This window comes from Dictyoglomus sp. NZ13-RE01 (assembly GCA_002878375.1).
GTDB lineage: Bacteria > Dictyoglomota > Dictyoglomia > Dictyoglomales > Dictyoglomaceae > NZ13-RE01.
The window spans coordinates 1-24,448 of the sequence record NIRF01000018.1 but is presented as its reverse complement, the minus strand read 5'-3'; the positions used below and the strand labels follow the sequence as shown (position 1 = coordinate 24,448).

Genomic DNA, 24,448 nt, shown 5'->3' with positions numbered 1-24,448 from the left:
GCATCCAAATGATAAATGAGAAGGCTTATGAAGAATTTAAAAGAAGAGTTAGAAGGAAAAAAATAATTCACTGGCTCCAAAATTTACTTCTTCTCTTTTTTATTATAGTATTTGCCTTTCCTATTTATTGGATATTTATAGGTGCTTTCAAACAAAAAGGAGAGTTTTTCCATTATCCTCCAATATTCTTTGTTAATCATTTTGATTTTGGTAATTTTCAGAGAGCTTTTGAATTAGGAGGAGCTAAAGGAGTAAAAGATAGTCTTATTGTAGCAAGTTTAAATGCTCTGCTTGTTTTAATTCTTGCTCTTTTTGCAGGATATGGAATAGGAAGATTTAAATATGGAGGTCCAAATTTATCTTTCTTTGTTCTTTCCTTACTTTTTGCTCCTCCTATAATTGCTGTTATGCCTCTTTTTATAATTTTTCTAAATCTTCGTCTTATTGACACTTATATAGCATTGATTGTTTCCTATCTTTTAATTAATCTTCCTTTTGCTATATGGCTTATAAAAGGATTTGTAGAGGATTTACCCGAAGAAATAGAATCAGCAGCATTAGTAGATGGTTACACAAGATTTAGGGCTTTCTGGAAAGTTACCTTTCCCCTTATCTTACCTGGTGTAGTTGTAGCAACTTTATTTGTTTTTGTCTTTGCATGGAATGAATTTCTATTTGCTCTTATTTTCACACGGTCAAGTGTGACAACTCTTCCTGTGGTTCTTTCAGAGTTAATTGGAGGACATGGAATCCAATGGGGAGAACTTTCTGCTCTATCTTTAGTAGCTACTATTCCTAGTATCCTTCTTGTAATCTTCTTCCAGAAATATTTGGTTAGAGGGTTAACCTTTGGTGCTATTAAAGGATAAATTTGGGAGGTGATTCTTCTTGGAAAAGAAAAAAATAGTTATAGTAGGAAGTTACAATACTGATCTTATGTCAAAAGCTCCTTGGCTTCCAAAACCAGGAGAAACAGTTTTGGGTGGTCCTTTTAAAATGGGACCTGGAGGCAAAGGCTCTAACCAAGCAGTGTGTGCAGCTAGATTAGGAGCAGAGGTCTATTTTGTAGGATGTATAGGGAAAGACTATTTTGGAGAAGTAGCAAGAAATAATTTTTTAAATGAAAACATAAATATAGATTATTTAAAAATAACTGATAAAACTCATACAGGAATAGCTTTAATAATGGTAGATGATAAAACAGGAGAAAATATGATAGTGGTAGCGCCTGGAGCTAATATGGAGGTAGATAGAGGGCTTGTGGAGAAGGCAAAAGATATTATATTGGGAGCAGATGTGGTTCTTCTCCAATTAGAAATACCTGTGGAAACAGTAGCTTATACTATAGACTTGGTTTCTAAAAAGGAAAAACCTTTATCAATTCTTAATCCCGCCCCTGGAAGAAAATTGGATAAAAAAATATGGAAGAAGGTTGATCTAATTACTCCAAATAGAAGTGAATTGGAACTTATTACAGAGATGAAAATAGAATCTATAGAGGATGCAGAAAAAGCCGCAAGAGAGATTATCTCTTCTGGAGTAAAAGAAGTAGTAGTTACTCTTGGGAAAGATGGTGCATTAGTGGTAAATGAGGAAGGATCTACTTATGTCCCCTCCTTTAAAGTGGAAGTTGTAGATACTACGGGAGCTGGGGATGCTTTTAATGGAGGATTAGCTGTAGCCCTTGCAGAAGGAAAGGATTTAATCTCCGCAGTATATTTTGCTAATGCGGTGGCAGCTTTAAATGTTACAAAAATAGGAACCGCTCCTGCTATGCCCTATAGAGAAGAGGTGGAAAGATTTTTAAAAGACCGTGCAAAGGGGGTTTTATAATTATGAAAGATTATGAAAAAAGCTATGAGATATTAAGAAAGAAATTGGAAGATAAAGGAATTAATGTAGATGAGATAGAAGATCGCCTTAAAAATTTTAAAGTGGAAACTCCAAGTTGGGGATATCAGGATTCAGGGACAAGATTTGCCATATTTAAACAAAAGGGTTCCGCAAGAAATGTTAAGGAAAAGATCCAGGATGCCAGTATAGTTCATAAGTTAACAGGTATATGTCCTACTGTTGCCCTCCATATTCCTTGGGATATGACAGATAATTGGGAGGAGCTTTATAATTATGCTATATCTTTAGGTGTTAGACCCGGTGCAATAAATCCTAATTTGTTCCAAGATGATGACTATAAATTGGGGAGCTTGTGCCATCCTAATGAGAAGATTCGGAAAAAGGCAATTAACCATATATTAGAGTGCATTGAGATTGCTAAAAAACTAAAATCACGAGACATATCCCTTTGGCTTGCAGATGGTACCAATCATCCAGGGCAAGATGATTTTAGAGCAAGAAAACATCGATTAGAAGAGAGCCTAAAAGAAGTTTATAAACATTTAGAACCAAATATGAGACTACTTATTGAATACAAATTCTTTGAGCCTGCCTTCTATCATACTGATATACCTGATTGGGGATCTGCTTTTAATTTATCAAAGAAATTAGGAGATAGAGCATATGTATTAGTAGACTTAGGACACCATCCCTTAGGTACAAACATAGAACAAATTGTAGCAGTATTATTAGATGAAGAAAAATTAGGAGGTTTCCATTTTAATAACAAGAAATATGCAGATGACGATTTAACAACAGGTTCTATTAATCCTTACGAGCTATTTCTTATATTCCATGAAATAATAAAGGCAGAAAAGGATGGATTAAAGGTTGATATAGCCTATATGATAGATGAATCACATAACTTAAAGAATAAAATAGAAGAGATGATTCAAAGCGTAGAGAATATATACAGATTATATGCAAAGGCACTAATTGTAGATATGAAAGCCTTAAAGAAATATCAAGAGGAAGGAGATATAGTTATGGCAGAGAACACATTAATGTCCGCTTTTGACACAGACGTTATGCCATTAATTTACAAAGTAAGGGAAGAGATGAATCTCCCATTAGACCCATTGAAGGCTTTTAGAGAAAGTGGCTATTTGGAGAAGATTATTAAGGAAAGAAGTTAAGAAGTAAGGAGGAAGCCCTTATGGAGCCTAAGAAATTTCTTGCTTTTGATTTAGGGGCTGAAAGTGGAAGAGCCTTGGTAGGGATTCTAAAAGAGAACAAATTAGAAGTTGAAGAAGTCCATAGATTCATAAATAGACCCGTTGAGATTTTAGGTCGATTATATTGGAATGTACCTCAAATTTTTCAAGAAATAAAGGAAGGAATAAATAAAGCCTTTTTAAAACATCCTGATATTGAGAGTATTGGAATTGATACTTGGGGTGTTGATTTTGGACTAATCACTAAGGAAGGATATTTGGCAGGACTTCCTGTATGCTATAGAGATCATAGAACTGATGGTATTTTAGAAAAAGCCTTCCAAGTTATGCCTAAGGAAAAGATCTATTCTTTAACAGGTATTCAAATAATGCAAATAAATACTTTATTTCAATTGTATAGTATGGTATTAGAGAATTCATCCCTCTTTAAATCTGCATATAAGCTTCTATTTATGCCTGATTTATTTAATTTCATGCTAACAGGAGAAATAAAAACAGAGTTTTCTATAGCTTCTACATCTCAACTCTATAATCCTATTAAGGATAATTGGGAGGAAGAACTCTTTGAAAGTTTTGGTATTCCCATAAATATTATGCCTGAAATTCTACCTCCTGGAAGTTATATAGGAGAGCTTTCGGAAGGTATAAAAAGGGAATTAGGGCTTAAAAATGTCTCTGTTATTGCCCCTTGTGAACATGATACAGGATGTGCAGTTGCAGGTGTACCTGCGGAAGGTAAAGATTGGGCATACATTAGTTCTGGCACATGGTCCCTCATGGGGGTAGAACTAAAAGAACCTATAATAAATGAAGAATCATTAACAGCAAATTTTACAAATGAGGGAGGAGTAAATAAAACCTTTAGGTTTTTGAAAAACATCATGGGGCTTTGGCTTTTACAGAGCGCAAGAAGAGTATGGATGAGGGAAGAAATAGAACTTTCTTATTCAGAAATAACAAAATTAGCAGAAGAATCAAAACCTTTCCAATGTTTTATTAATCCTGATGATGTCTCCTTCTTAAATCCTCCTAATATGGTTTTAGCTATTCAGGATTATTGTAGAAAAACTAATCAAAAAGTGCCAGAAACTATTGGAGAGATAGCAAGATGCATTATTGAAAGCTTAGCCTTTAGATATAAAGAGGTTTTCGAGAGCATGGAAAAAATACTTAAGAAGAAGATTAGAATGCTACATATTGTAGGAGGAGGGTCTCAGAACAGTCTTCTCTCTCAATTTACTGCAAATGTTTTAGGAGTGCCCGTTGTAACAGGACCTATAGAGGCAACAGCTATGGGCAATATCATAATCCAAGCCATATCAAGAGGAATAGTAAAAGACATTGAAGAGGGGAGGAGGATAATAAAAAATTCCTTTGAGCCTAAAATATATTATCCTGAAAATACTGAAACATGGGAAAAGGAATACAAAAGATATAAGGAGATATTACTTTAATACTACCTTAAGGGCTTTTCTCTCTCTCATAAGCTGAAGAGCATAATTTGCTTCCCTAAGAGGAAGACGATGAGTAATAATAGACTCAAAAATATTCTGATTTTTTGCTACAAAAGATACTGCCTGATATACATGTCTTCCTGAACTTACCCATATCCCTTTTATCGTTAGATTCTTTGATGCTATTTCATATATATCAAGAGGGATACTTTCTTGAGGTGTAGCAACACCTACTATTAAATATAATCCTCCTTTTCTTAAAAGACTTATTCCTTCTAAAAGAGCCTTACTATCTCCGGTAGCTTCTATAACTATATCCGCACCTCTTCCATGGGTGACTTCCATAACTTTTCTCTTTCTTTCCTCAGGAGTAGTCTCCCTTCTATTCAGAATTACATCAATGCCAATATTTTTAGCTATCTCAAGTCTTTCTACGCTTCCTGCAATAACCAATAGATTTTCAGCCCCGTGAAAACGAGCAAGGGATAGTGCAAAAATTCCTAAAGGACCTGCCCCCTGCACTACCACGGTTTTTCCCACAAGGGTTTCTTTTATTTCGTCAAAAGCATGCATGGCGGTTGCCCCAGAACAACCTGCTATAACTGCTACATCAGGATCCACATTTTCAGGCAACCTGATTATCTCAGTTTCTGGATCCAATATCATATATTCACTATATGCTCCTGATAAATATGGATATTCCTTTAGACTCCTATTAATTCCATAAATTTTTCTATTAGGACATAAATATTCTTCCTTTGCCACCTTACAATAAAAACATTTACCACATACAATCCCTCTATTCCATGTAATTAAATCTTTTTCTTTTAATTCTTCTCCATTTAAATCTTTCTTCTCTCCATTTATATAAACAATCTCTCCAACTCCCTCATGTCCTAAAATTATTGGTAAGGGAACACGAGGATCTTTGCCTTCCCACATATGCACATCAGAACCACACACACCAGAGGAAACCATCCTAACTAAAACCCCTCCCTTTGGAATTTCAGGAATTTCTATCTCCCTCCAAATAAGAGGTTTATTAAATTCTTCAAGGACCATTGCTCCAGATTTCATTTTATATCCTCCCTTGGTCTTACAGGCTCTCTAATCTCATAACTTAACTTGCCATTCTTTTTCTTTATCACAATATACTTATTCCAGTTCTCTTTCTTAGGTAAAAATTCCATGACGGGGGGCTCAAACTTTATGAATCTTAAATGGGGACCTCTACTCTCATCTCTAATCTTAATAGCAGTCAAAATAACTTCCGCCACATCCAACATATTTAAGGTTTCTAAGTAATAAGAAGGTCCATGTTCATCTAAAGCAATACCTTCTTTTCTAATCTCAGAAAGCTCTATAAGTCCTTTATTTATTCCTTCCTCAATTCTTACCAAGAAACCATAACTCGACATGATATCTTTTATTCTCTTCCTTGCTTTTTCCGCTGGAATTCCGATAGTTTTAATTTCTTCCTTTAAATCTTCTTCCGAAATTTCAACGAAATCTTTATTTTTAGCAAACTCTATAGCACTCTCCCCTGCAATCTTTCCAAAAACTTGAGTTACTCCTCCTTGGAAGTGCTGTAGAGCATTTTGTACAGGAAGTCTATCCTTTTCAAGATCTATACCGTATTTTTTCAGCCATTCAATAATAGTAGGATTAATAATTCTTAATCTTTCAAAAGGTTTTGTGTCTTTAAAAATCTCCTTCCCTACTTTCTCGCTCCAACGAAGTATCTCATCGGGGATATGTTCAAAAATCAGGTAGGAAGGATTATTGTTGAAATCCATATAAACTTTATGTCCTAAAAGGGTATGATAATAAATGGCAAGATCAATAACCTTTGTTGGAGATTCATAAGAAACAGGCCAATGAGCTCCCTTCTTAAATTCTAAAGCACATAAATTTTCTCTATCTTCTCCCTCTAAATAATCCAGTAAAAATTCTTTTCCATTCTCATCTACAATTTTAGGTAAAGCCCTAAATATACTACCTGACTCAGCAAATAATATGTTGGGATGACATAAACCAATCTGCATAAACTCCATATTTACCAATTCTGCCCCAGCTCGCAAAGCCATTGCATAACCATCGCCTGTCATTTCTGAGGTAAAAACATTTTGATGATATATTTCTCCCGCCCCACCTGCAGCCAAGATAAAGGCTTTTGCCTGAATAACAAGAATTTCTTGGGTACTTGTATCTATGGCTTTTAAGGCTACAGCTCTATTTCCTTTTAATATAAAATCATAAGCCATTACATTCTCCATAACTTCAATCTTTGTTTCCTTTATTTTTCTATGTAGTGCCTTTGCTATCTCAATAGCAGTATTAGGGCCTACATAACAAGCTCTTGGATAGATAGAGCCATCTGTTAAAAATTGATCTATCTTTCCCTCTTTATCTCTAACAAAGGGAACTCCAATAGATATCAAATACTGAATAGCGGACTCGCTATTCTTAGCCAATATTTCTGCCAAATTATAGTCTGAGACCTCTCCTCCAATCTTGTAAATATCTAATGCATGATACAAATAGTTTTTTTGAGGAGGGAGAGTATAAGATAAAGTAGCATGAAAAGCCATTCTGTCAGAAAAAGCTTGTGCAGTTACTCCTCCAACCCCTAAAGGCTTCTTTGCAATTAGAAGAATAGAAAGAGTAGGATCTTTTTCATAGGCGGAAAGAGCAGAACGCATTCCTGCAGAACCACCACCAATAATCACTAAATCTCTCTTAATAATCTTCATAGCCTCAATCCTTTCTTATCTTTTTACCATTGTAATTGCTTTCTGAGGACATAATTTAGGACATAGACCACATCCATCACAAAGCTCAGTTATAAAATATTTTCCATCTTTTGGAATTGGAGCATCATAGATGCATACTTTTTTGCATATTCCACAAGCATTACATAAGTTTTCATCAATCTGAGCTTTTAAATAATGCCTTCTATCAATCTCATAATTTCCAAGAATAGCTTTCCCTGAAACCTTCCCTCTAAAATCTTCTAAGGATGTGTAACCTTTATTTTCCATAAATCTTTTTACTCCATTTAAAAGGGAGGAAATTATTTCATACCCCATAAGATAAATGATACTACAGACTTGCACTGCATCCGCCCCAACCATGATATACTTTACAATATCATCTCCGCTTCCCACGCCACCTGATGCGGAAATGGAGATATTCAAATGAGGAGAGGATGTGGATATCCATCTCAATGTATAATTTAGAGCCCATGGTCCTCCATGCCCGGCATATCCTCCATGCATAATAGGCTTTTCTTTTTCCAGATCTATATCAAGACCTGTCAACCTGTTGAACATTACAATCCCATTTATACCTATCCTTTCTAACTCTTTAGCAACAGCAAGAGGAGAAGAAAGTTGCATAGGCAATTTTACAATCAAGGGTATGTCAACATTTTCCCTAACAAGTTTTGCTGTATTAATAATTGTATCATCTACGTCCTGTCCCCTAAAAGAGATGGAAGCATGAGGACAAGAAACATTCAGCTCTAATGCAGGAGCATTAATCTCCTGTGCCATTTTAGAGTACTTAAGCCATCCCTCATTGGTTATACAATTAATACTGGGAATTACAGGAATTGATAAAATACTCAAAGCCTTACTAACTTCTTTAAAATACTCTTCTGGAGAAAAGGGACTTGCTTGCTCAAAGGAGTATAAGGTTTGAGAACGAAGAGGTCCCATAGTTCTTGAGATTATCTCAAACCTGGGAGTAGGAGAAACCCTACATACCTCCTCTTCAAATAGAGATTTTACTACTAAGGCACCTGCTCCATTTTCTTCCACTTTTTTCATATTCTTAAGATTTTCCGTAAGCCCCGATGAAGCAACAATAATAGGATTTTTAAGCCTTAAGCCAACATAATTGGTGGATAAGTCCATAATAAACCTCCTATCTTCTGCTTCTTAAAACATTACTTATATTTTCCCCTGTTTTCTTAAGCTCCAAAATCAAGTTTTCTTTCCTCTCCCCCTCAAAATTCAGAAAGTAACCTGATATGGAAATAGCTGCTATAACCTTTCCAGCATAATCAAATATGGGTACTCCTAAGCATCTAATCCCTATTTCATTCTCCTCATCATCAAAAGCATAACCTAAGGTTCTTACCTTCCTAAGCTCCTCCTTTAACTTTTCTGGATCTGTTATAGTATTCTTAGTTCTTGGTTTCAGAGGCACATGTCTTAAATAATCTTCAATTTCCTCTTCACTACTATAAGCAAGTAGTACCTTTCCAAAACTTGTAGAATAAAGAGGCATCCTCATTCCTATTCTTGACATCATAGGTAGAGTTTCTGGACCCTCCACTTTATCTATATAGACCCCTTCATAACCGTCCTTTATAGTAAGATGAACTGTTTGCTTTGTATTATTCATTAGTTCTACAAGAAAGGGATGGGCAATTTCCCTAATATCTAAGCTTTGGAGAACATAATTAGAAAGCTCAAGAATTCTAAATCCAGGCTTATAATTCCCCGATGGTAATTTCCTTACATAACCCTTATCAATCAAAGTAGAAAGATATCTATGGACAGTGGAAATATGAAGATTAGTCTTTTGAGCTATCTCCTTAAGGGATAACTCTCTTCCTGCTAAGATTAAAATTTCCAAAATCTCTAAGGTTTGAGCTGCAGAACCAATTCCTACTTTATTCTTCATCTCTCTACGCTCCTTATACTATTTTCTAAAAATTGCTCCAAAGTTCTTCTATCAACCGAGATAAAGTCCCCAAATACACTCATTTTAACACTCGCCAAAATGTTACCCAAATCAACACACTCCTTCAAGTCTTTATTATTTAAATACCCATATAGAAAACCAGCAGTAAAAGCATCTCCTGCCCCTATACGATCTACTATATCAGTATTATAAGAAGAGACAGAACACATTTCACCTTTATAAATAGCTGTCGCTCCTTCTTCTCCCTTTGTCAAAACAAATATCTTTTCTTCTCCAAAATCTTTCTGTAAATTATGAAGAATTTTTTCCTCGTCTTCTTCATTAGAAAAAAGAATATTGTAATCCTCTTTCTTTATAAATAAAATGTCTATGTAATCCATTACCTCCTTTAGATATCTCTTAAAATCTTCCTCCTCCCAAAGCTTCTTCCTAAAATTCACATCAAATGATATCTTCTGATTTCCCCCCTTAGACTTTAATATCTTAATCTGATTATCTCTGCATACATCACTTAAACTGGGAGTTATACCTGTAAGGTGTATAAGTTTGGCTCTCCTAAAGTATTCTAAATCCTCTTCCGAAAGAGGAGTAAGAGAAAAAGCAGAATCTTTCCTATCATAAATTACTTGAATACCAAAACTCCTGTGATGAAACTCTACAAAATACATCCCCATTCTTCCATAAGAAACAAGCCTCGTTTTCTCCACCCCTACCCCATATTTTCTTAATTCGCAATAGGCTTTATAGCCTAAAAAGTTGTCAGGAAAAAAGGTAATAAAAGATGTTGATACACCAAGAAGAGACAAGTTTATAAGTACATTCGCTTCAGTTCCGCCCACTTCAACATTCCAAGAATTGCTTGCAACAAAAGTTCTAAATCTCTCAGGAGTAAACCTTAGCATTACCTCCCCATAGGAAATAACATCCATGCACATTCCTCCTTTACAAAACCCTTACTCTCACGCCTTCTTCAGCTGAAGTATAACCTGCATAAATTACATTCACAGTATCTTTTGCTAATTCAAAATCTGAAATTGGTTCCCTATTGTGAATTACACACTCCATAAAACCTCTTATTTCTTGTGGGTAACCACGAATCCAATCTTCATCTGGGAATGGGAAATTCCAACCCGCTTTTGTCTCAATTTTTTCTGCTATATATTCATCCTTCCACGTATCAGGAGATGGAGCATATGCTAATATCGTACTATTTGGAGTTATATTACCATATATAACTCCCTGAGAAGTATAAACATAGACAAGATTTTTGACACCACCAAGACTTGTATCAGAAGCAAAAATTGTTGCCTTACTATTATCCTCAAAAGTTATTATAAGGCAAGACCAATCCTCAACATCTCTCCAATTAGTAAAAATGTAATGCTTTTCTTCCCTTTGAACCTCTGATATTTTCGTTAAATTCCCAACTTCTCCTACCACATATATAGGTTTTATTGGTCTTCCATGTCTAAGTCTTCCCTCAAAGGCTTTTAAGTGAAGAACTACACCAACAGGATGAGATCCCATTCTTAAGAGACTTCCTCCACCAGAAGTCCTCCATCTTCTTGAATATTCCGCATGGGATCCTGAATGGCTCTCTTCTGCTCTTATTTCAATAATTGGACTTTTAGAAGCCTCTATCATCCTTTTTATTTTGGAAACTACAGGGGAGTAAACAAAATTTTCTGCATACATGAATTTCACATTGTTTCCTTCTAAAGTTTTTTCTATAATATTTACTTTCTCCTTAACCTTCTCCCACATATATCTTTTCGATATATTCCCTACATCCTCTTTTTCGGTATCTTCCCCAAAATATCCTGTTAGAGGTTTTTCACATATAATATGTTTATGGGCTTTTGCAGATTCTAATATAATATCCATATGAACATTAGTGGGTGTACATATATCTATAACATCAATATCCTTATCTTCTAACATTTCATGATAATCTTTATAAACCTTTTTTATGTTATACTTTTCTGCAAAACCTTTTGCATGCTCATAATTTCTTGCACATACACCAACAACTTCGCAAAAAGCAAAATTTTCCCTATATGATGCCATATGAATATTCGCAACAAAACCTGTTCCTACTATACCAACTTTAACTTTATCCAATTTTTATCCCTCCTTCACTTTTGGTCTATATCTCACAAGAGCAGATAAAAGAGTTAAAACTATAAGTACAATACATATTGGTCTTGTGAAAAATGGAGTTATGTCTCCTTTTGTAATGATCAATGCTCTTCTAATATTTTCATCCGCCATAGGTCCAAGAATGAAACCCAAAACAAATGGTGCAGCTGGATATTCCATAATTCTCATAAAATATCCTATTATTCCAAAGATTAGCATTACAAAAATATCAAATATTCTTACGTTTATTGCATAAACACCTAAAACACAAAGAACAAAAATAATAGGCATTAAAATTGCATTATCAATAGTTAGTATCTTAAGGAAGAGTCTTGTTAAAAGTAAACCAAATATGGTCATTAAAATTGTAGCAAAAAGCATCATAGCAGCTGTTTTATAAATAAACATAGGATTTTCAATAGGTAAAAGTGGACCAGGTCTTAATCCATGAAGCCACATCGCTGCTAATAAAACTGCTGCTGGTGCACTTCCAGGAACAGCCAAAGTTAAGACAGGAATTATAGCTCCTCCAACACATGCATTATTTCCAGTTTCTGCTGCAATTAATCCTTCTATGGAGCCTTTTCCAAATTTATCTTTTTCTTTACTTGCCCTCTTAGCAAGATCATAAGATACCCATGCAGCAACGTCCTCTCCTACTCCTGGAATTACACCTATCAAAACACTGATCAATCCAGATCTTATAATATTTACCCAATTTTTAATAAGGATAGATATGTTAGGAATTGATCTCCCTTTAATCTCATGTATTATTTCTCTTTTACCATACTCTTTCATACTTGTTAAAATTTCTGGTATCCCGTAAACCCCAACTAATACAGGAATTAATGCTATACCTCCCATAAGTTGTAAAAAGCCAAAAGAATATCTGGGATAAGCTCCAATTGGTTCCATACCAATCTGAGCTAATAAAAGTCCTAAAAATCCAGCTATCCAACCTTTTAGTGGATCTTTAGGTGCAGTAAGAGTTCCACAAATGGTTATTCCAAATATTGCAAGCCAAGCGAACTCCCAAGAACCAAATTTTAAAGCTATCTGTCCTAAAAGAGGAGCAAAGATAAATATAGAAAGAACACCAATAAAAGAGCCTATAGCAGATGCAATAGTTGCAGTAGTTAATGCTTCCCCCGCCCTTCCTGATCTTGCCAAAGGATAACCATCCAAAGTAGTGGCAGCGTTTGCTGGAGTTCCTGGAATATTTATTAGAATGGCGGATCTACTTCCCCCATATATTGCACTAACATATATGCAAACAAGCATTACTATAGCAAGTTCTGATGGAAAACCAAAGGTTAATCCAGTAAGAAGAGCAATTCCCATAGTAGCTGTAAGTCCTGGCAAGGCTCCAATAATAATTCCAAGAAGTGTAGCCCAAGCACAATTAAAAAGTATCGAAGGATTTGTAAGATAATTTATTAATGTATTTAAAAGGTATATTATACCTTCCATAAAAAATTACTCCTTTCTTATGGCATAGGAATTAAAAATAATTTTGAAAAAAGCATAATTATTGCGAAAGTAACAACTCCAGAAAGGATTAGTAGAAAAATAGGCTTTTTCTATAAAAGATATACGAAAAGGCAAAAATAAATAGAGAAGTCAAAATATAAAACGGGATTTTTTTCAGTAGAAAAACATAGATAAGCATTAATATTCCTGATAAAATGAGATTTTGGAATTCTTTATTTCTCATTTTATTTATAGACATGTCCCTCAAGATCTCAATAAAATTAACTTTTGATCTTATTACTAAATAAATTGATAAAATTAAGAGAATACTCGCTAAAAATATAGGAGTAATTCCTGGAAAAGCATAAATACCATAGGCAGGATCAACAGGCATTTTAAAGGCTTCAACTATAAAAAATATAGAGAGAATAATTAAAAATATTCCAGTTAGAAAATCTGCTTTTCTCATTTAATTAACCTCCCTAACAAAGGGGGCTCAATAACCCCCCTCAGTAAATTATTGACTTCTTAAAATATTGAATTTTTCAGGAGAAATTGGAGCTATTCCTTGATCATAAAGCATCCAACATATTCTTGATGCAACCTGTTCGGCAAGCTCGTCCGCTTTTTTACCATAAATTTTAACTGCAACAAGTCCATTATCTTCTGCATACTTCTTAACTGCAGGAGAATCTGCTGCTTTCACAAAAGCTTTTGTAACAGCAGACAAAACTTCCGCAGGCACATCTTTGGGAATAAATATCCCAAAATATGCTCCAGTCTCAGGAAAATCTCTATAATATGTTCTTATAGAGGGAATTCTTCCATATCTTGTAATTTCAATAGATGTTTTACCCATTACTGCTAATGCTTTTAATTTTCCAGCTCTCAACATTTCTGCTACTTCCATAGAAAGTTGAGTAGTAACATCTGCTTCTCCACTAACAGTAGCGATTACTGCAGGGTTTCCACCTGCATAAGGAACGTGCCTATATTTTATTCCAAAATACATAGCAAGAGTTTCTGCAGCTATATGTCCAGCACTTCCTACTCCTGCAGTTGCAACTTTAACTTCTCCTGGTCTTGCTTTCATATCTTCAATAAGATCTTTTAAATTTTTATATTTAGAGTCAGGTCTTACAGCAATTACATTTGGCGCATAGATAACTAAGAAATGTGCCCAATCCCTATGAGTCACATTTAGATATCCTAAAACTGGATATTTTACTATATCAACTATAGCATTGGCGGTCCAAGTATAACCGTCGTGTGGAGCATCCCAAGCATTTTTAGTACCAATAGAACCCGCAGCGCCTGGAGTATTTACAACAATTATTTTTTGACCTAAATATTTCTCCATCTCAGCTGCTAATGTCCTTGTTGTTAAATCTGTTGATCCACCAGCACTCCAAGGAACAATAATCGTTATAGGTTTTGTTGGTTTCCATTCACTTGCACCAAGAAGGGGAATTAAGGAGACCAATAAGAAAAATGTGATAGCTAAGGTTATTCTGAATTTCATGAAAAATCCCTCCTTTAATTAGAGAATAATTTTAAAGGGAAGGAATCAAATAAAATTCATATCACCTCCTTTTACTATATGCAATACTATTGTAAATAATACAACAATAATTTTTACATGTCAAATAAAAATTCTTTGGATAAAATAATAAAAGACTAAAAAGTAGGAGGTAGTTATGAGAATATTAATAAAATTCCCCTTTAAAGAAGAGCATATAAAAAGAATACTAAATACAAGAAAAGATATTGAAATTGTAAACTCTATAGAGGACGCTGAAGTAATAGTATGCTGGCATTTAGAAAGAGAAGAATTTTTAATGGCAAAAAATTTAAAATGGATACAGGCAGGAGGAGCTGGTATTGACAACTTCTTATATCCAGAACTTGTAAACTCTGATGTTATATTAACCAATGCCAGTGGTGTACACCCAAAACCTATTGCAGAACATACCTTTGCTCTTATTTTATCTTTCACGAGAAATATTCATAAATCCATAAAAAATCAGATGGAAAGAAAATGGGAAAGAGAAAATTTAGAGGATTGTGATGAGCTTACTGGGAAAACTATGGGTATCATAGGATACGGGAAAATAGGGCAAGAAATAGGGAGAATTGCAAAATGTTTTGGCATGAGGGTCTTAGGTCTTAAAAGGAATTTAGAAAAGAAAAATTTGGATGTAATTCCTGACAAACTATTAACTTATAACGAATTGGATGAACTTTTAAAAGAATCTGATATCATAGTTATATCCGCTCCACTTACAGAGGAGACAAGGGAATTAATCAAAGAAAGAGAATTAAGTCTTATGAAAAATACAGCCATAATTGTAAATATAGGAAGGGGACAGATCATAAAAGAATCCGCTCTAATAAAAGCCTTAGAGGAAAATAGAATAAAAGGAGCCTTATTAGATGTTACCTATGAAGAGCCCCTTCCCAAAGAAAGCCCCCTTTGGAATTTCCCTAGTGTTATCATTACTCCTCATATAGCAGGTGTTACTCCCTTTTATATGGATAGATTATTAGAAATCTTTCTAAAAAATCTTAATGCTTATCCTGATATAAGTAAGATGGTAAATGTGGTGGATAAAAGATTGGGATATTAATACCTCTTGGGGAGGAACAATTCCTCCCCATCTTTTATTGTGATGATTCCTTCTTTTCCTTTTTCTCTGCCAGCAGACTTTTTATCTCAGAATAGCCAAAGATTACTAAGATTATTCCTAATAGAATTAAAAAGGCAGGAACAGAAGCCATAAGAGCTTTCACAAAATAGCTCCACCAAGAAACTATACCCCAAATACCCAAAACTACAAGCAATACACCTATAAGAATAATGAGTATCTTACTAAACACAATCTCACCTCCCATTCAGACTTTTGTTTAATTATAAACTATATTTTAAGCCTTAGAAAGAAGAGGAAGAATCTCCATCAGATCCTTTAATGGAGCAATAAAATCAGGTTTAATCTCCAATGATTTTAAATCCATTTTCCTATCATCTGATATAAGATAAGTATTGATTAAAAGTTTCTTAGCTATTAAATCTTCTTTTATATCATTTCCCACCATGAGACAAGATTCAGGCTCTTCCCCAACAATCTCTAAGATCTCCTTATAATACTCAATAGATGGCTTACAGGCGTGCATATTCTCCATAGAGGTTATCAAAAAGTAGGGGAAATTATCCACACCTGCCCAAGAAAGTCTCTCTTTTATAGCTATTAATGGAAATACTGCATTCGTCGCAATAACCACTTTCAATCCTAAATCAAAAGCAAGTTTTACAACATCCTTAGCATATGGATTTGGTTTGGTAAGATATTTTAATCTTGGAAAATCTATCCTATAGAACTCATCAAAAAATTTATAAAATGCATCTTTATCTACATACTGCCCAAAATGGTCCCAAAAAGCATCCTCATTATTTTTAGGACCTTTATTTTCTACCATATAATAGACTGCTTTTTGCAAATGAGAAATTATTTCAGAAGGATCACCAAGGGATTTCTCCTTGATTTTAATGGCTATAAGCTTAAAATATTCCTTTAAAAAAATATCAACATCATTAATTAGCAAAGTGCCATCTAAATCAAACCATACACTTTTTATCATTTTAACTACCTCCAACTAATCAAATCTTTACCCTTTTTTAAATATCTTCTCAACATTATATAAACAAAAGGAAAGATTAATGGTGTAAGCCACCATATATGGGCTAATATGAGAAAATCATAAATTCCATGAAGAAAGGAAGGATAAATGATAGCTTTCATTATATTATTAGGAAACTGATAGGTAAACTTAGCAAGTCCTAAAAAATAGCCCATCACAAGAGAAAAAAGAAAATGATCAGGGATGGCCAAGATAGCTCTCAAAATAGCTGTAGAAACTCCTCCTTCAACCACATAAAAGATGTTTTCTAATGTAGCAAAACCTAATCCTACCATTACAGAATAAACAATGCCATCAAAGGGATTATTAAAGTCTTCCTTTGGATATAGGTATTTATAAATAATTAGGAATTTACTGCCCTCCTCTATAAGTCCTATACCGAAAAAAGAGTAAAAAGCAAGATCTAAAATACTATCTTTATTAGGGAAAATAATATAATCCGCTATTATCTCTATGAGAGCAGTAAAAGGCACTACAAGAATTCCTAATAAAAAAGAAAGGGAAAGAAGTCTTAGAGGCTCCTTCTCTAACCTATCCTTATTATAAATATACCAAGAAAGGGCTATGCCCGGAGCAATAGCTAAAATTAACAACCACATATCTTAATATTAATATAAAAATGTTAATTTATAAAGACCTATGTGGTATAATAATTAAGGAAATATTTTAAGGGGGAAATAAATGAGAAAATTTCTATTAGAGGAGCTCCCCTTTAATAGGTTCTTTGATACAAAGCTAAAAAACATAAATCTCTCCCTTTTTAATCTTCGTAAATATTTAAATTACTATAGGAGTTTTTTAGGATATGAACTATTAGAACTTAGACAATCAAAAAATCAGTTTACTCTTCTCTATTCTAAGGAGTCTTTTATTGCAAGCTCCTTTTCCAATGGAGAAAACATATACTTAAATGAGGAAGCTTTAAAACACCTTAATGGCTTTGATAAAAGTTCTATAGTAAATATATACAGTATATACTCTAATGAAATAGTATCATCCCTCTTATCCCTATTTTATGGAGAATTAATATTTAAAAATATATCCTTTAAAAACTTAGATATTTATGAACCCTTTAGTCTACTTTCTGATATAAACTTTACAGGAATAATCTGCTTTGTATGCGAAGATAAAAAGGAATACCTCTTTAGTTATGACGGGAAAACTATAATCATAGAAGATGGATACGTCAAAAACTCTTTCCCCCTTCGAGATTTTCCTAATAATATTCCTGATTCTTTCATTCCAATCCTTTCTAATCCCAAGACTATAATAAATATATTTTCTTATGAAAAGGATACATCTCCAAAACCACTTCCCCTTCTCTTTTCTGAAGAGATCTCAGATGAAATCTATATTACCCTTTCAGAATATGTTAAAAGAATTGCTGGGGGAAAGGGGCTTTATGTCTTTGAAAAATACTTTAGTCCTAATGATAGTAAAACAAAGTTTTTATCAAATATTCCTGACTTTGAAAAAGAATTGACAAGACTTGTGGGGAAGCCCTTGACTTCCGCCATTATAAAATTTATTAGGGAGAAGGTAGAAACATCTTGAGTATACTTTATCTTATTCCTACCGTTCTATTTTTCATACAGTCTCTAAATATCTACGAAATTAAAGGTATTCTGAGAATCTTTACTTTAAGTCTAATTCTTTTCTCCATTAGAGACTACATACCTTTTGATATTTATTTTATTCCAGAACTCTTATTTATTTTAGCTCTTTTTCTATACTTAAATACCTACTCTTTAATTATAAAATTTACTCATATTCTTTTACCTTTTCTCCTTTCAGTCCCCTTGTTACTTTTAAGCATCATTAATCCATATGCCTTAATAAATAATCTAATAAACTCAATAATAATTTTTCTTATACTTGTTACTATTTCTTTACATTGGAAAGGAACTTACGCTTATCCTTTCTTTTTCATGCTTTTTTCCTTTATATCAAAATTTATTTCGGAATTCTTATTTATTAACCTGTCACCAATAATAGTTAGTTTCCTTTTCTTATGTGGTATTGCATGGAGGGTGAGATCTTAGTATAATAATTCTAGATGCCTACCTCTCCAGACCTCCACCTTCCCCACCCCCTCCTAAAAAGAGCTGGAGAGGTAGGCATTCAAAAGCATGAAAGATTCTTCTCCATATCTCAAGGTTATCACTGGGCTTTTTTAGTCATAGGGCTTGCATTACTAGGAAGTGGCTCCAGAGGAAAAAACAAAAGGATTAGAGAAGGAGTCTTACCTAAAAATAAAAAGGGACTGGATAAATCCAGTCCCTAAACCTTAGCCTTTTCCAAATCTTCCCACTTCTTATATAGAGTAGGAATACTCCCGATAAGTCTTTTTGTATATTCATGCTTAGGATTGGATATTATTTCATCTGGTGTTCCTTCTTCTACAATCTCTCCTAAGTGCATAATAAGGATTCTATCAGATATATAATAGGCTAATCCCATATCATGAGTTATAAATAAAACAGATGTGTTTTGCACTTTTCTCAACTTTTCAAAAAGTTTTATTACACCTCCACGGGTAGAGGCATCTATCATTGATACTGGCTCATCTGCCACAATAAGTTTAGGCATCAATAAAAAGCAACGGGCAATCATAATTCTTTGTTTTTCTCCTCCGGAAAGCTGATGGGGATACTTACCAAGAATTGATTCTGGATCTAAGCCCACATTTTTCAGTGCAATATCTATTAGTTCCTTTGCCTCGTTACTTTCTGGACTAAAACCAATTAACCTTATTGCCTGGTGAAGCACCCTATCTATAGGATAAAAGGGATTGTAGCTGGCAAAAGGATCTTGAAAGACTGCATGAACCTTTCTTCTCAAATCTCTAACACTTTCCATATTCTTAAAGTAGTCTTCCAATCTCTTTCCATCTATAATTACATCTCCAGAGGTTGGCTTTACCAATCCAAGAATTATCTTTGCAGTGGTTGTTTTTCCAGAACCGCTCTCTCCCACCAAAGATACAATCTCTCCTTGCTCCATACTAAAGGATACATTTTTTACCGCATGAATATACTTTTTTCTTATAAACCCAAGCTCATAGATCTTGTTTAAATTTCTTACCTCAAGTAATGGCATTTTAATCACCTCTTCTCATATAAAAAGCATGCAACCTTTCTACCATTTATGCTTTTCAGCACAGGCTCCTCCTTTTCACAGATAGGCATTCTGTTGGGACAACGAGGATAAAATCTGCATCCCAAAGGAGGATTGATTAGATTAGGTGGTGTACCTGGAATATATGAAATTCCTCTTTTCTTTACTTCTGGCTCTGGTGTTACTACTGAAAGTAAAAGCCCCTTTGTATAAGGATGATAAGGCTCATTTACTATCTCTTCGGTGCTTGCCTCTTCAACTATTTTCCCTGCATACATTACTACCATTCTATCCGCTATCTGCCTTACTGTAGCTATATCATGAGTTACAAAAACTATACTCTTAACAATGTTTCTATCCTTCAAATCTTTAATAGTCTTCAAAACCATCTTTTGTGTTGCCACATCTAATGCAGATGTGGGCTCATCTGCAAGAAGAAGCCTTGGATTTAATAAGGTAGCTACCGCTATAACTGCTCTCTGTTTCATTCCGCCAGAAAGCTCAAAGGGGTACCTATCTAAGTACTCCCGAGAAATACCAATCTCCTCAAATCTATCTCCTGCCTTCTTCAAGACCTCTTTCTCATCTATCTCTTCAAAGTGGGACCTCATTACATCAAGAATATAGCTACGAATTCTTTTTGTAGGCATAAGAGCATTCATGGCGGACTGAGGGATAATAGACATTTCTCTTCCCCAAATCTTCTTCTGAAGCTCCTCCCTACTTAAAGATGATAGATTAATGACGTTTCCATTGGAATAAAGATATACACTGCCATCAACTAAAGTTAGAGGTCTTTTTATACTCATTAGCATTACATTTGTTAGTGTAGATTTTCCACTTCCACTTTCCCCTACAATACCTACAATTTCTTCATCTATATCAATAGATACTCCATCCACTGCTCTAACATATTGCTTTCCAATCAAATAGTATGCTTTTATATCCTTTAACTCTAATAATCTTTCTCCCATTTTTATCACCTCTCCCTCAATCTTGGATTGAATATTTCATCCATCGTTGTTGTAACTATTAATAGGGAGGAGGTTAAAGCAACAATTATCACTCCAGGAGGTATAAACCACCACCACATACCTCTTCTAACCGCTTCCATTAATACAGCCCATTGAAGAATCAATCCCAAAGAAACTCCCTTTGTAGGTCCTAAACCTATGAGGCTTAATCCCGCTTCTCCCATTATTCCACCATTTATGAATAGGATAAACGACATCAATGCATAGGTAGCAATGCCAGGTAAAAGGTCCTCAAAGGCGATTTGAATATCTGTATAGCCTGCAAGCCTTGATAAATAAACATATTCCCTATTAATTAGGGATAAAAGTTGAGCCCTAACAGCACGAGCAAACCATGGCCAACCTAAGATTCCCAAAAGGATTGCCACAACCTCAGCACTCCTCACCTTAAGATATGTAGCAATTAATATGGCTAAAAGGATCTGCGGTATGGTTAAAACAATATTAGTAAAGGACATCAAAAGATCATCTACAACACCACCTCTTACCGCAGAGATAGACCCAATTAGAAGACCAATGATCATAGAAATAACAGCAGACAAAAATCCAATATAAAGAGAGGTTCTAATACCATTTAAAAGCTGAGCCAATAGATCATGACCATAGGTATCTGTCCCTAAAGGGAAATCCTTAGATGGAGGAGATTCCATAGGACCTGCATAGGCTGTAGGGTCCTTTGGATACAAAATAGGACCAACGATTCCCATCAAGACGATCAAAATAAAAACAGAAAAAGCGGAGATAAACTTTTTATTTCTGAATAATGGTTTAAAAATAGTTCTTAACATTTTAGCTCTCTCCTTGTCCTAATCTTACTCTTGGATCTATTACCGCATATACAAAATCCACAAAGAAATTGGCAAGATATATGGATGCTATAAGAATAACAAAAATTCCTTGAATAAGAGGGTAATCTAAGGTACTTAAAGCTCTAAAGAGAAGATATCCTGTTCCAGGATAATTAAAGATAATCTCTGTTATAAGGGCACCACCCAAGGAACTTCCAAGACTTAGAGCAAGTCCAGTTACCTGAGGAAGCAAAGAATTCCTAAAGACATATCCAAATATGGTATTACTTTTTACTCCTAAATGCTCACTAAAACTTACATAATCAGAATCAAGCTCATTAACTACTAACATTCTTGTTCCAATAGCCCATCCTCCAAGGGAAGAAATAATAATGGATAGTGATGGCAAAATGTAATGAGACAAAACATCTAAAATAAAATTAAGACTAAAATTAGGAATAGTTCCCTGAGTATAACCACCTTGCCCTGGGAAAATTTTAAGTTTCACAGTAAGAGCAAAAATTAAAAGCATACCAAGCCAGTAGTATGGTATTTGACCAATGACAAGGGAGGTATTCAGAGCAATTTTATCTACTAAAGAACCCCTTCTATAACCAGCAAAAGCCCCAAGCGTATTTCCCACAATCCACGCAATCAAAATTGAAGGAATTAATAAAGCCAAAGTCCATGGGATTACTGGAATAACCAAATCAAGTACTTTTTTGGGATATGCTGATATAGATGTTCCTAAATCTCCTTTTAAAGCCTTTCCAATAAACTCAAAATATTGCACAATTACAGGTTTTCCAAGCCCAAATTCCTCCATTAAAGTTTTTTCAACACTTCTTATATACTCAGGATTAACCTGAGCCTGCTGGGAAATTCTTCCCAGCAGGCTTGCCAATGGGTTTCCAGGTATTGCTCGGGGCAGGATAAACACTATAGTCAGAGCTATAAAATATGTGATAAGTAGGAATAAGAATCTTCTTCCAAGGTACTTTATAAAAGGATTTAGTGCATGGTCCCGCATTTCACTTCCTCCTTAATTCATTATTTTGCTTTTGCCTTTGCTAAGGCATTGAATATATCGGTGGTAGGAATTAATACTCCACCATTGCTTACTGGTGCAAGCCACTTAGGAACTTCAGGTGTTTGTCCTTTTGGAGCTATTCCAAATAGAACTGGGAGGCTGTTTGCAGACCAGCAAGCAACAGGATACCACCATGGATTCTCCTCTCTTGGCCAGCCAACCCACTTGGTTTCATTAAATTCATACCAGTGGGCAGTGTAGAATGCTGGAATTGCAGGCATTTCTGTCTGTACTATTCTTTGGAGTTTTGCATATAATGCTTTCTTCTTTGCTGAATCTAATGTTGCAGCAATCTCATCTAATATCTTCATCACTTCTGGATTATTATATCTTTCCCAGTTACCAGCCCAAGAGCTTTGTCCGAAGGGTAATGTTAACCTATAGTCGAGTACAAATCTGTAAATATTCCATGGATGATCAAATCCAGGACCAGTACTCCAGGAGATGATGAAGTCAAAGTTTCCTGTAGTCATTCTATCCGCCCAAACAGACCAATCTGGGAATTCTGTCTTAACATCTAATCCTATAGCTTGTAAATTCTTTGCTATCATTTCACACATCATCATCCAGTCGGTCCATCCATATGGTACAGATATGGTGTAAGGTCCAAGCCTCTGTCCATCAGGAGTTCTTCTTATTCCATCTGGTCCTCTCTTATATCCTGCTTTGTCTAATAAATCATTTGCCTTCTTCAAATCTGTTGGAACTCTTCCATCTTTAGTACCCCATACATATTTAGAATACCCATAATCTATCCATTGTCTATAGGACTCAAATAGATCAATAACAAAAGATGGATGTGCTTGGCTACCATATCCAAAGTATGCTTTATCTAACATTTCCTCGTAAGGTATTGCATATGCTACTGCTTTTCTTACTACTGGATCTGCCAAGGCTTTATGCTTATAACTGATATAGACAAATCCTACACCATCTGGCATGTAATATGGCTTAGATTTGAACCAAGTTCTTATTGGTAATCCTTTCTTTTCCCAAAGTTCATACACTGCAGGGATAAAGGTGCTTGCCCAATCTGCATCTCCTTTTTCAAAGGCAAGGTTTGCACTTGGGTTATCCTTATAAATTACATGGGCAACATATTTTGGTTTTGGAAGTCCAAATATATCTTTTGCCCACCAATTCTCTATTCTTTGATATATTACATTATTTTCATCTGCAAAGTATAATTTGTATGGTCCAGAAACTACTTGCTTTGCAGGATCTCCATTAACAAACTCTCTTACTGCATTTGCTCCCTTCTTTTCTAACTCCTCATATACATGTTTTGGAACAATTCTTGTTCCAAGGGCATACCCTACAAAGGACATGTAGTTGGGATTTGGAGTCTTAATTACAAATTCTACAGTCTTGTCATCAACCTTCTTAATGCTTGCAATGTAGGAATCCCATCCAGCACCAGGTCCTGTTCCGATCCTCTTTGTTAATTCAAAGGTATATACTACATCATCCGCTGTAATTGGCTTTCCATCGCTCCATTTTGCTTGAGGTCTTATCTTTATCTGGAGAGTTGTCTTATTTACTACTTTATAAGTTTCTCCAATGGCAGGAAGCCATAAATCTTTTGCATTGCTGTAGAAGAAGAGTGGTAAGTAGAGAAGCTCGTTTGTACCAGACACAGTAGCTGTACCATATAAATTCCAGGCTGACCTGTAATCAGTTTTTGAAAAGAAAAACCTCCCAGGGTTAGAATTAGATTAGAAAGAGATAACATCCAAACCCCGGGAGGTGAAAACTATGGTCATTAATATTCTACCAGATTTTTCTTTAAGAAAAAAGATAAAAGAAATTTTAATTGTGTTAATAATGAGTTTAATAAAAGAGAAAAAACCATCAATTAGAGCTCTTTCTAAAAAAGCTT

Annotated in this window: 25 protein-coding genes; 8 read left to right on the top strand and 17 right to left on the bottom strand. The window is 34.7% G+C overall.

The features are described 5' to 3' along the window. The first annotated feature begins 8 nt into the window (after positions 1 to 8). The 4 genes from CBR30_09065 to CBR30_09050 are packed head-to-tail and all read left to right on the top strand — an operon-like array spanning position 9 to position 4,522. Positions 9 to 869: a hypothetical protein gene (locus CBR30_09065; GenBank protein ID PMQ00861.1), complete on the top strand. Its 861-nt coding sequence runs from the start codon at positions 9 to 11 to the stop codon at positions 867 to 869. A gap of 19 nt (positions 870 to 888) precedes the next feature. Continuing rightward, positions 889 to 1,833 (top strand): ribokinase, encoded by a 945-nt coding sequence (rbsK, locus tag CBR30_09060; GenBank protein ID PMQ00860.1) that lies wholly within the window; start codon positions 889 to 891, stop codon positions 1,831 to 1,833. A 2-nt stretch (positions 1,834 to 1,835) separates the two neighbouring features. Further along, complete coding sequence (gene rhaI / locus CBR30_09055) at positions 1,836 to 3,029, top strand: L-rhamnose isomerase (protein ID PMQ00859.1); 1,194 nt, start codon at positions 1,836 to 1,838, stop codon at positions 3,027 to 3,029. Positions 3,030 to 3,049: 20 nt separating this feature from the next. Further along, the gene (locus tag CBR30_09050; protein ID PMQ00858.1) at positions 3,050 to 4,522 is read left to right on the top strand and encodes a rhamnulokinase; all 1,473 of its coding nucleotides are present in this window, start codon (positions 3,050 to 3,052) and stop codon (positions 4,520 to 4,522) included. On the opposite strand, the gene CBR30_09045 is transcribed toward CBR30_09050, so the two are convergent. The 9 genes from CBR30_09045 to CBR30_09005 form a co-directional block, all read right to left on the bottom strand. After that, the gene (locus CBR30_09045) at positions 4,514 to 5,599 is read right to left on the bottom strand and encodes an alcohol dehydrogenase (protein ID PMQ00857.1); all 1,086 of its coding nucleotides are present in this window, start codon (positions 5,597 to 5,599) and stop codon (positions 4,514 to 4,516) included. The two genes, CBR30_09050 and CBR30_09045, sit on opposite strands and share 9 nt — an antisense overlap. Further along, a complete protein-coding gene (locus CBR30_09040) occupies positions 5,596 to 7,275 on the bottom strand; it encodes a succinate dehydrogenase (GenBank protein ID PMQ00856.1) in 1,680 nt (559 codons plus the stop codon). Before CBR30_09040 ends, CBR30_09045 begins: the two co-directional genes overlap by 4 nt. A gap of 15 nt (positions 7,276 to 7,290) precedes the next feature. Beyond that, entirely contained in the window at positions 7,291 to 8,439 is a 1,149-nt protein-coding gene (locus CBR30_09035) for a dihydroorotate dehydrogenase (GenBank protein ID PMQ00855.1), read from the bottom strand. Between the two features lie 10 nt (positions 8,440 to 8,449). After that, positions 8,450 to 9,214 carry an IclR family transcriptional regulator gene (locus CBR30_09030; GenBank protein ID PMQ00854.1) on the bottom strand — a complete coding sequence of 255 codons (765 nt, stop codon included), beginning with the start codon at positions 9,212 to 9,214 and terminating at the stop codon, positions 8,450 to 8,452. After that, a complete protein-coding gene (locus tag CBR30_09025) occupies positions 9,211 to 10,170 on the bottom strand; it encodes a 2-keto-3-deoxygluconate kinase (protein PMQ00853.1) in 960 nt (319 codons plus the stop codon). The genes CBR30_09030 and CBR30_09025 overlap by 4 nt, the downstream gene beginning before the upstream one ends. 7 nt (positions 10,171 to 10,177) lie before the next feature. Further along, entirely contained in the window at positions 10,178 to 11,356 is a 1,179-nt protein-coding gene (locus CBR30_09020; GenBank protein PMQ00852.1) for an oxidoreductase, read from the bottom strand. A gap of 3 nt (positions 11,357 to 11,359) precedes the next feature. After that, on the bottom strand, positions 11,360 to 12,844 hold the full coding sequence (locus CBR30_09015) for a transporter (protein ID PMQ00851.1): 1,485 nt from the start codon (positions 12,842 to 12,844) through the stop codon (positions 11,360 to 11,362). A gap of 88 nt (positions 12,845 to 12,932) precedes the next feature. Next, entirely contained in the window at positions 12,933 to 13,313 is a 381-nt protein-coding gene (locus CBR30_09010; protein ID PMQ00850.1) for a hypothetical protein, read from the bottom strand. Between the two features lie 48 nt (positions 13,314 to 13,361). Continuing rightward, entirely contained in the window at positions 13,362 to 14,366 is a 1,005-nt protein-coding gene (locus tag CBR30_09005) for a hypothetical protein (protein PMQ00849.1), read from the bottom strand. 175 nt (positions 14,367 to 14,541) lie between these two features. Here CBR30_09005 and CBR30_09000 point away from each other — a divergent pair, with 175 nt between their 5' ends. After that, positions 14,542 to 15,471 (top strand): 3-phosphoglycerate dehydrogenase, encoded by a 930-nt coding sequence (locus CBR30_09000; protein ID PMQ00848.1) that lies wholly within the window; start codon positions 14,542 to 14,544, stop codon positions 15,469 to 15,471. 34 nt (positions 15,472 to 15,505) lie between these two features. Here the strand turns inward: CBR30_09000 and CBR30_08995 are convergent, their stop codons facing one another. The 3 genes from CBR30_08995 to CBR30_08985 are packed head-to-tail and all read right to left on the bottom strand — an operon-like array spanning position 15,506 to position 17,139. Further along, on the bottom strand, positions 15,506 to 15,721 hold the full coding sequence (locus CBR30_08995) for a hypothetical protein (GenBank protein ID PMQ00847.1): 216 nt from the start codon (positions 15,719 to 15,721) through the stop codon (positions 15,506 to 15,508). A gap of 45 nt (positions 15,722 to 15,766) precedes the next feature. Continuing rightward, complete coding sequence (locus CBR30_08990; protein PMQ00846.1) at positions 15,767 to 16,480, bottom strand: haloacid dehalogenase; 714 nt, start codon at positions 16,478 to 16,480, stop codon at positions 15,767 to 15,769. 5 nt (positions 16,481 to 16,485) lie between these two features. Beyond that, the gene (locus CBR30_08985) at positions 16,486 to 17,139 is read right to left on the bottom strand and encodes a PrsW family intramembrane metalloprotease (GenBank protein PMQ00845.1); all 654 of its coding nucleotides are present in this window, start codon (positions 17,137 to 17,139) and stop codon (positions 16,486 to 16,488) included. Positions 17,140 to 17,221: 82 nt separating this feature from the next. On the opposite strand from CBR30_08985, the gene CBR30_08980 reads away from it, so the two are divergent. From CBR30_08980 to CBR30_08970, 3 genes are read left to right on the top strand one after another with little or no spacing between them, the layout of a single operon-like run. After that, positions 17,222 to 18,094: a hypothetical protein gene (locus CBR30_08980; protein PMQ00844.1), complete on the top strand. Its 873-nt coding sequence runs from the start codon at positions 17,222 to 17,224 to the stop codon at positions 18,092 to 18,094. Then, positions 18,091 to 18,582, top strand: a complete 492-nt coding sequence (locus tag CBR30_08975) for a hypothetical protein (GenBank protein ID PMQ00843.1) — start codon at positions 18,091 to 18,093, stop codon at positions 18,580 to 18,582. Before CBR30_08980 ends, CBR30_08975 begins: the two co-directional genes overlap by 4 nt. A 14-nt stretch (positions 18,583 to 18,596) precedes the next feature. Further along, positions 18,597 to 18,824, top strand: a complete 228-nt coding sequence (locus CBR30_08970) for a hypothetical protein (GenBank protein PMQ00842.1) — start codon at positions 18,597 to 18,599, stop codon at positions 18,822 to 18,824. Here CBR30_08970 and CBR30_08965 read toward each other — a convergent pair. Genes CBR30_08965 through CBR30_08945 form a run of 5 tightly spaced genes read right to left on the bottom strand, consistent with a single transcriptional unit; the run spans position 18,821 to position 24,206 of the window. Beyond that, positions 18,821 to 19,639, bottom strand: coding sequence for a dipeptide/oligopeptide/nickel ABC transporter ATP-binding protein (locus CBR30_08965; GenBank protein PMQ00841.1), 819 nt, complete (start codon positions 19,637 to 19,639; stop codon positions 18,821 to 18,823). The genes CBR30_08970 and CBR30_08965 overlap by 4 nt on opposite strands. Positions 19,640 to 19,644: 5 nt before the next feature. Beyond that, positions 19,645 to 20,631 carry a dipeptide/oligopeptide/nickel ABC transporter ATP-binding protein gene (locus tag CBR30_08960; GenBank protein ID PMQ00840.1) on the bottom strand — a complete coding sequence of 329 codons (987 nt, stop codon included), beginning with the start codon at positions 20,629 to 20,631 and terminating at the stop codon, positions 19,645 to 19,647. Between the two features lie 5 nt (positions 20,632 to 20,636). Continuing rightward, entirely contained in the window at positions 20,637 to 21,479 is an 843-nt protein-coding gene (locus CBR30_08955; GenBank protein PMQ00839.1) for a peptide ABC transporter permease, read from the bottom strand. A 1-nt stretch (position 21,480) separates the two neighbouring features. Further along, positions 21,481 to 22,509, bottom strand: coding sequence for a peptide ABC transporter permease (locus tag CBR30_08950; GenBank protein ID PMQ00838.1), 1,029 nt, complete (start codon positions 22,507 to 22,509; stop codon positions 21,481 to 21,483). A gap of 20 nt (positions 22,510 to 22,529) precedes the next feature. Then, on the bottom strand, positions 22,530 to 24,206 hold the full coding sequence (locus CBR30_08945) for a peptide ABC transporter substrate-binding protein (protein ID PMQ00837.1): 1,677 nt from the start codon (positions 24,204 to 24,206) through the stop codon (positions 22,530 to 22,532). Positions 24,207 to 24,448: the final 242 nt, after the last annotated feature.

Coding starts and splice junctions, on each gene's coding strand:
- CBR30_08990 (PMQ00846.1), bottom strand. CDS start 16,480: ATGATAAAAAGTGTATGGTTTGATTTAGATGGCACTTTGCTAATTAAT.
- CBR30_08965 (PMQ00841.1), bottom strand. CDS start 19,639: ATGCCATTACTTGAGGTAAGAAATTTAAACAAGATCTATGAGCTTGGG.
- CBR30_09025 (PMQ00853.1), bottom strand. CDS start 10,170: ATGTGCATGGATGTTATTTCCTATGGGGAGGTAATGCTAAGGTTTACT.
- CBR30_08970 (PMQ00842.1), top strand. CDS start 18,597: ATGCCTACCTCTCCAGACCTCCACCTTCCCCACCCCCTCCTAAAAAGA.
- CBR30_08960 (PMQ00840.1), bottom strand. CDS start 20,631: ATGGGAGAAAGATTATTAGAGTTAAAGGATATAAAAGCATACTATTTG.
- CBR30_09050 (PMQ00858.1), top strand. CDS start 3,050: ATGGAGCCTAAGAAATTTCTTGCTTTTGATTTAGGGGCTGAAAGTGGA.
- CBR30_08985 (PMQ00845.1), bottom strand. CDS start 17,139: ATGTGGTTGTTAATTTTAGCTATTGCTCCGGGCATAGCCCTTTCTTGG.
- CBR30_08955 (PMQ00839.1), bottom strand. CDS start 21,479: ATGTTAAGAACTATTTTTAAACCATTATTCAGAAATAAAAAGTTTATC.
- CBR30_09040 (PMQ00856.1), bottom strand. CDS start 7,275: ATGAAGATTATTAAGAGAGATTTAGTGATTATTGGTGGTGGTTCTGCA.
- CBR30_08950 (PMQ00838.1), bottom strand. CDS start 22,509: ATGCGGGACCATGCACTAAATCCTTTTATAAAGTACCTTGGAAGAAGA.
- CBR30_09065 (PMQ00861.1), top strand. CDS start 9: ATGATAAATGAGAAGGCTTATGAAGAATTTAAAAGAAGAGTTAGAAGG.
- CBR30_09000 (PMQ00848.1), top strand. CDS start 14,542: ATGAGAATATTAATAAAATTCCCCTTTAAAGAAGAGCATATAAAAAGA.
- CBR30_09010 (PMQ00850.1), bottom strand. CDS start 13,313: ATGAGAAAAGCAGATTTTCTAACTGGAATATTTTTAATTATTCTCTCT.
- CBR30_08980 (PMQ00844.1), top strand. CDS start 17,222: ATGAGAAAATTTCTATTAGAGGAGCTCCCCTTTAATAGGTTCTTTGAT.
- rhaI (PMQ00859.1), top strand. CDS start 1,836: ATGAAAGATTATGAAAAAAGCTATGAGATATTAAGAAAGAAATTGGAA.
- CBR30_09035 (PMQ00855.1), bottom strand. CDS start 8,439: ATGGACTTATCCACCAATTATGTTGGCTTAAGGCTTAAAAATCCTATT.
- CBR30_09045 (PMQ00857.1), bottom strand. CDS start 5,599: ATGAAATCTGGAGCAATGGTCCTTGAAGAATTTAATAAACCTCTTATT.
- CBR30_09015 (PMQ00851.1), bottom strand. CDS start 12,844: ATGGAAGGTATAATATACCTTTTAAATACATTAATAAATTATCTTACA.
- CBR30_09005 (PMQ00849.1), bottom strand. CDS start 14,366: ATGAAATTCAGAATAACCTTAGCTATCACATTTTTCTTATTGGTCTCC.
- CBR30_09030 (PMQ00854.1), bottom strand. CDS start 9,214: ATGAAGAATAAAGTAGGAATTGGTTCTGCAGCTCAAACCTTAGAGATT.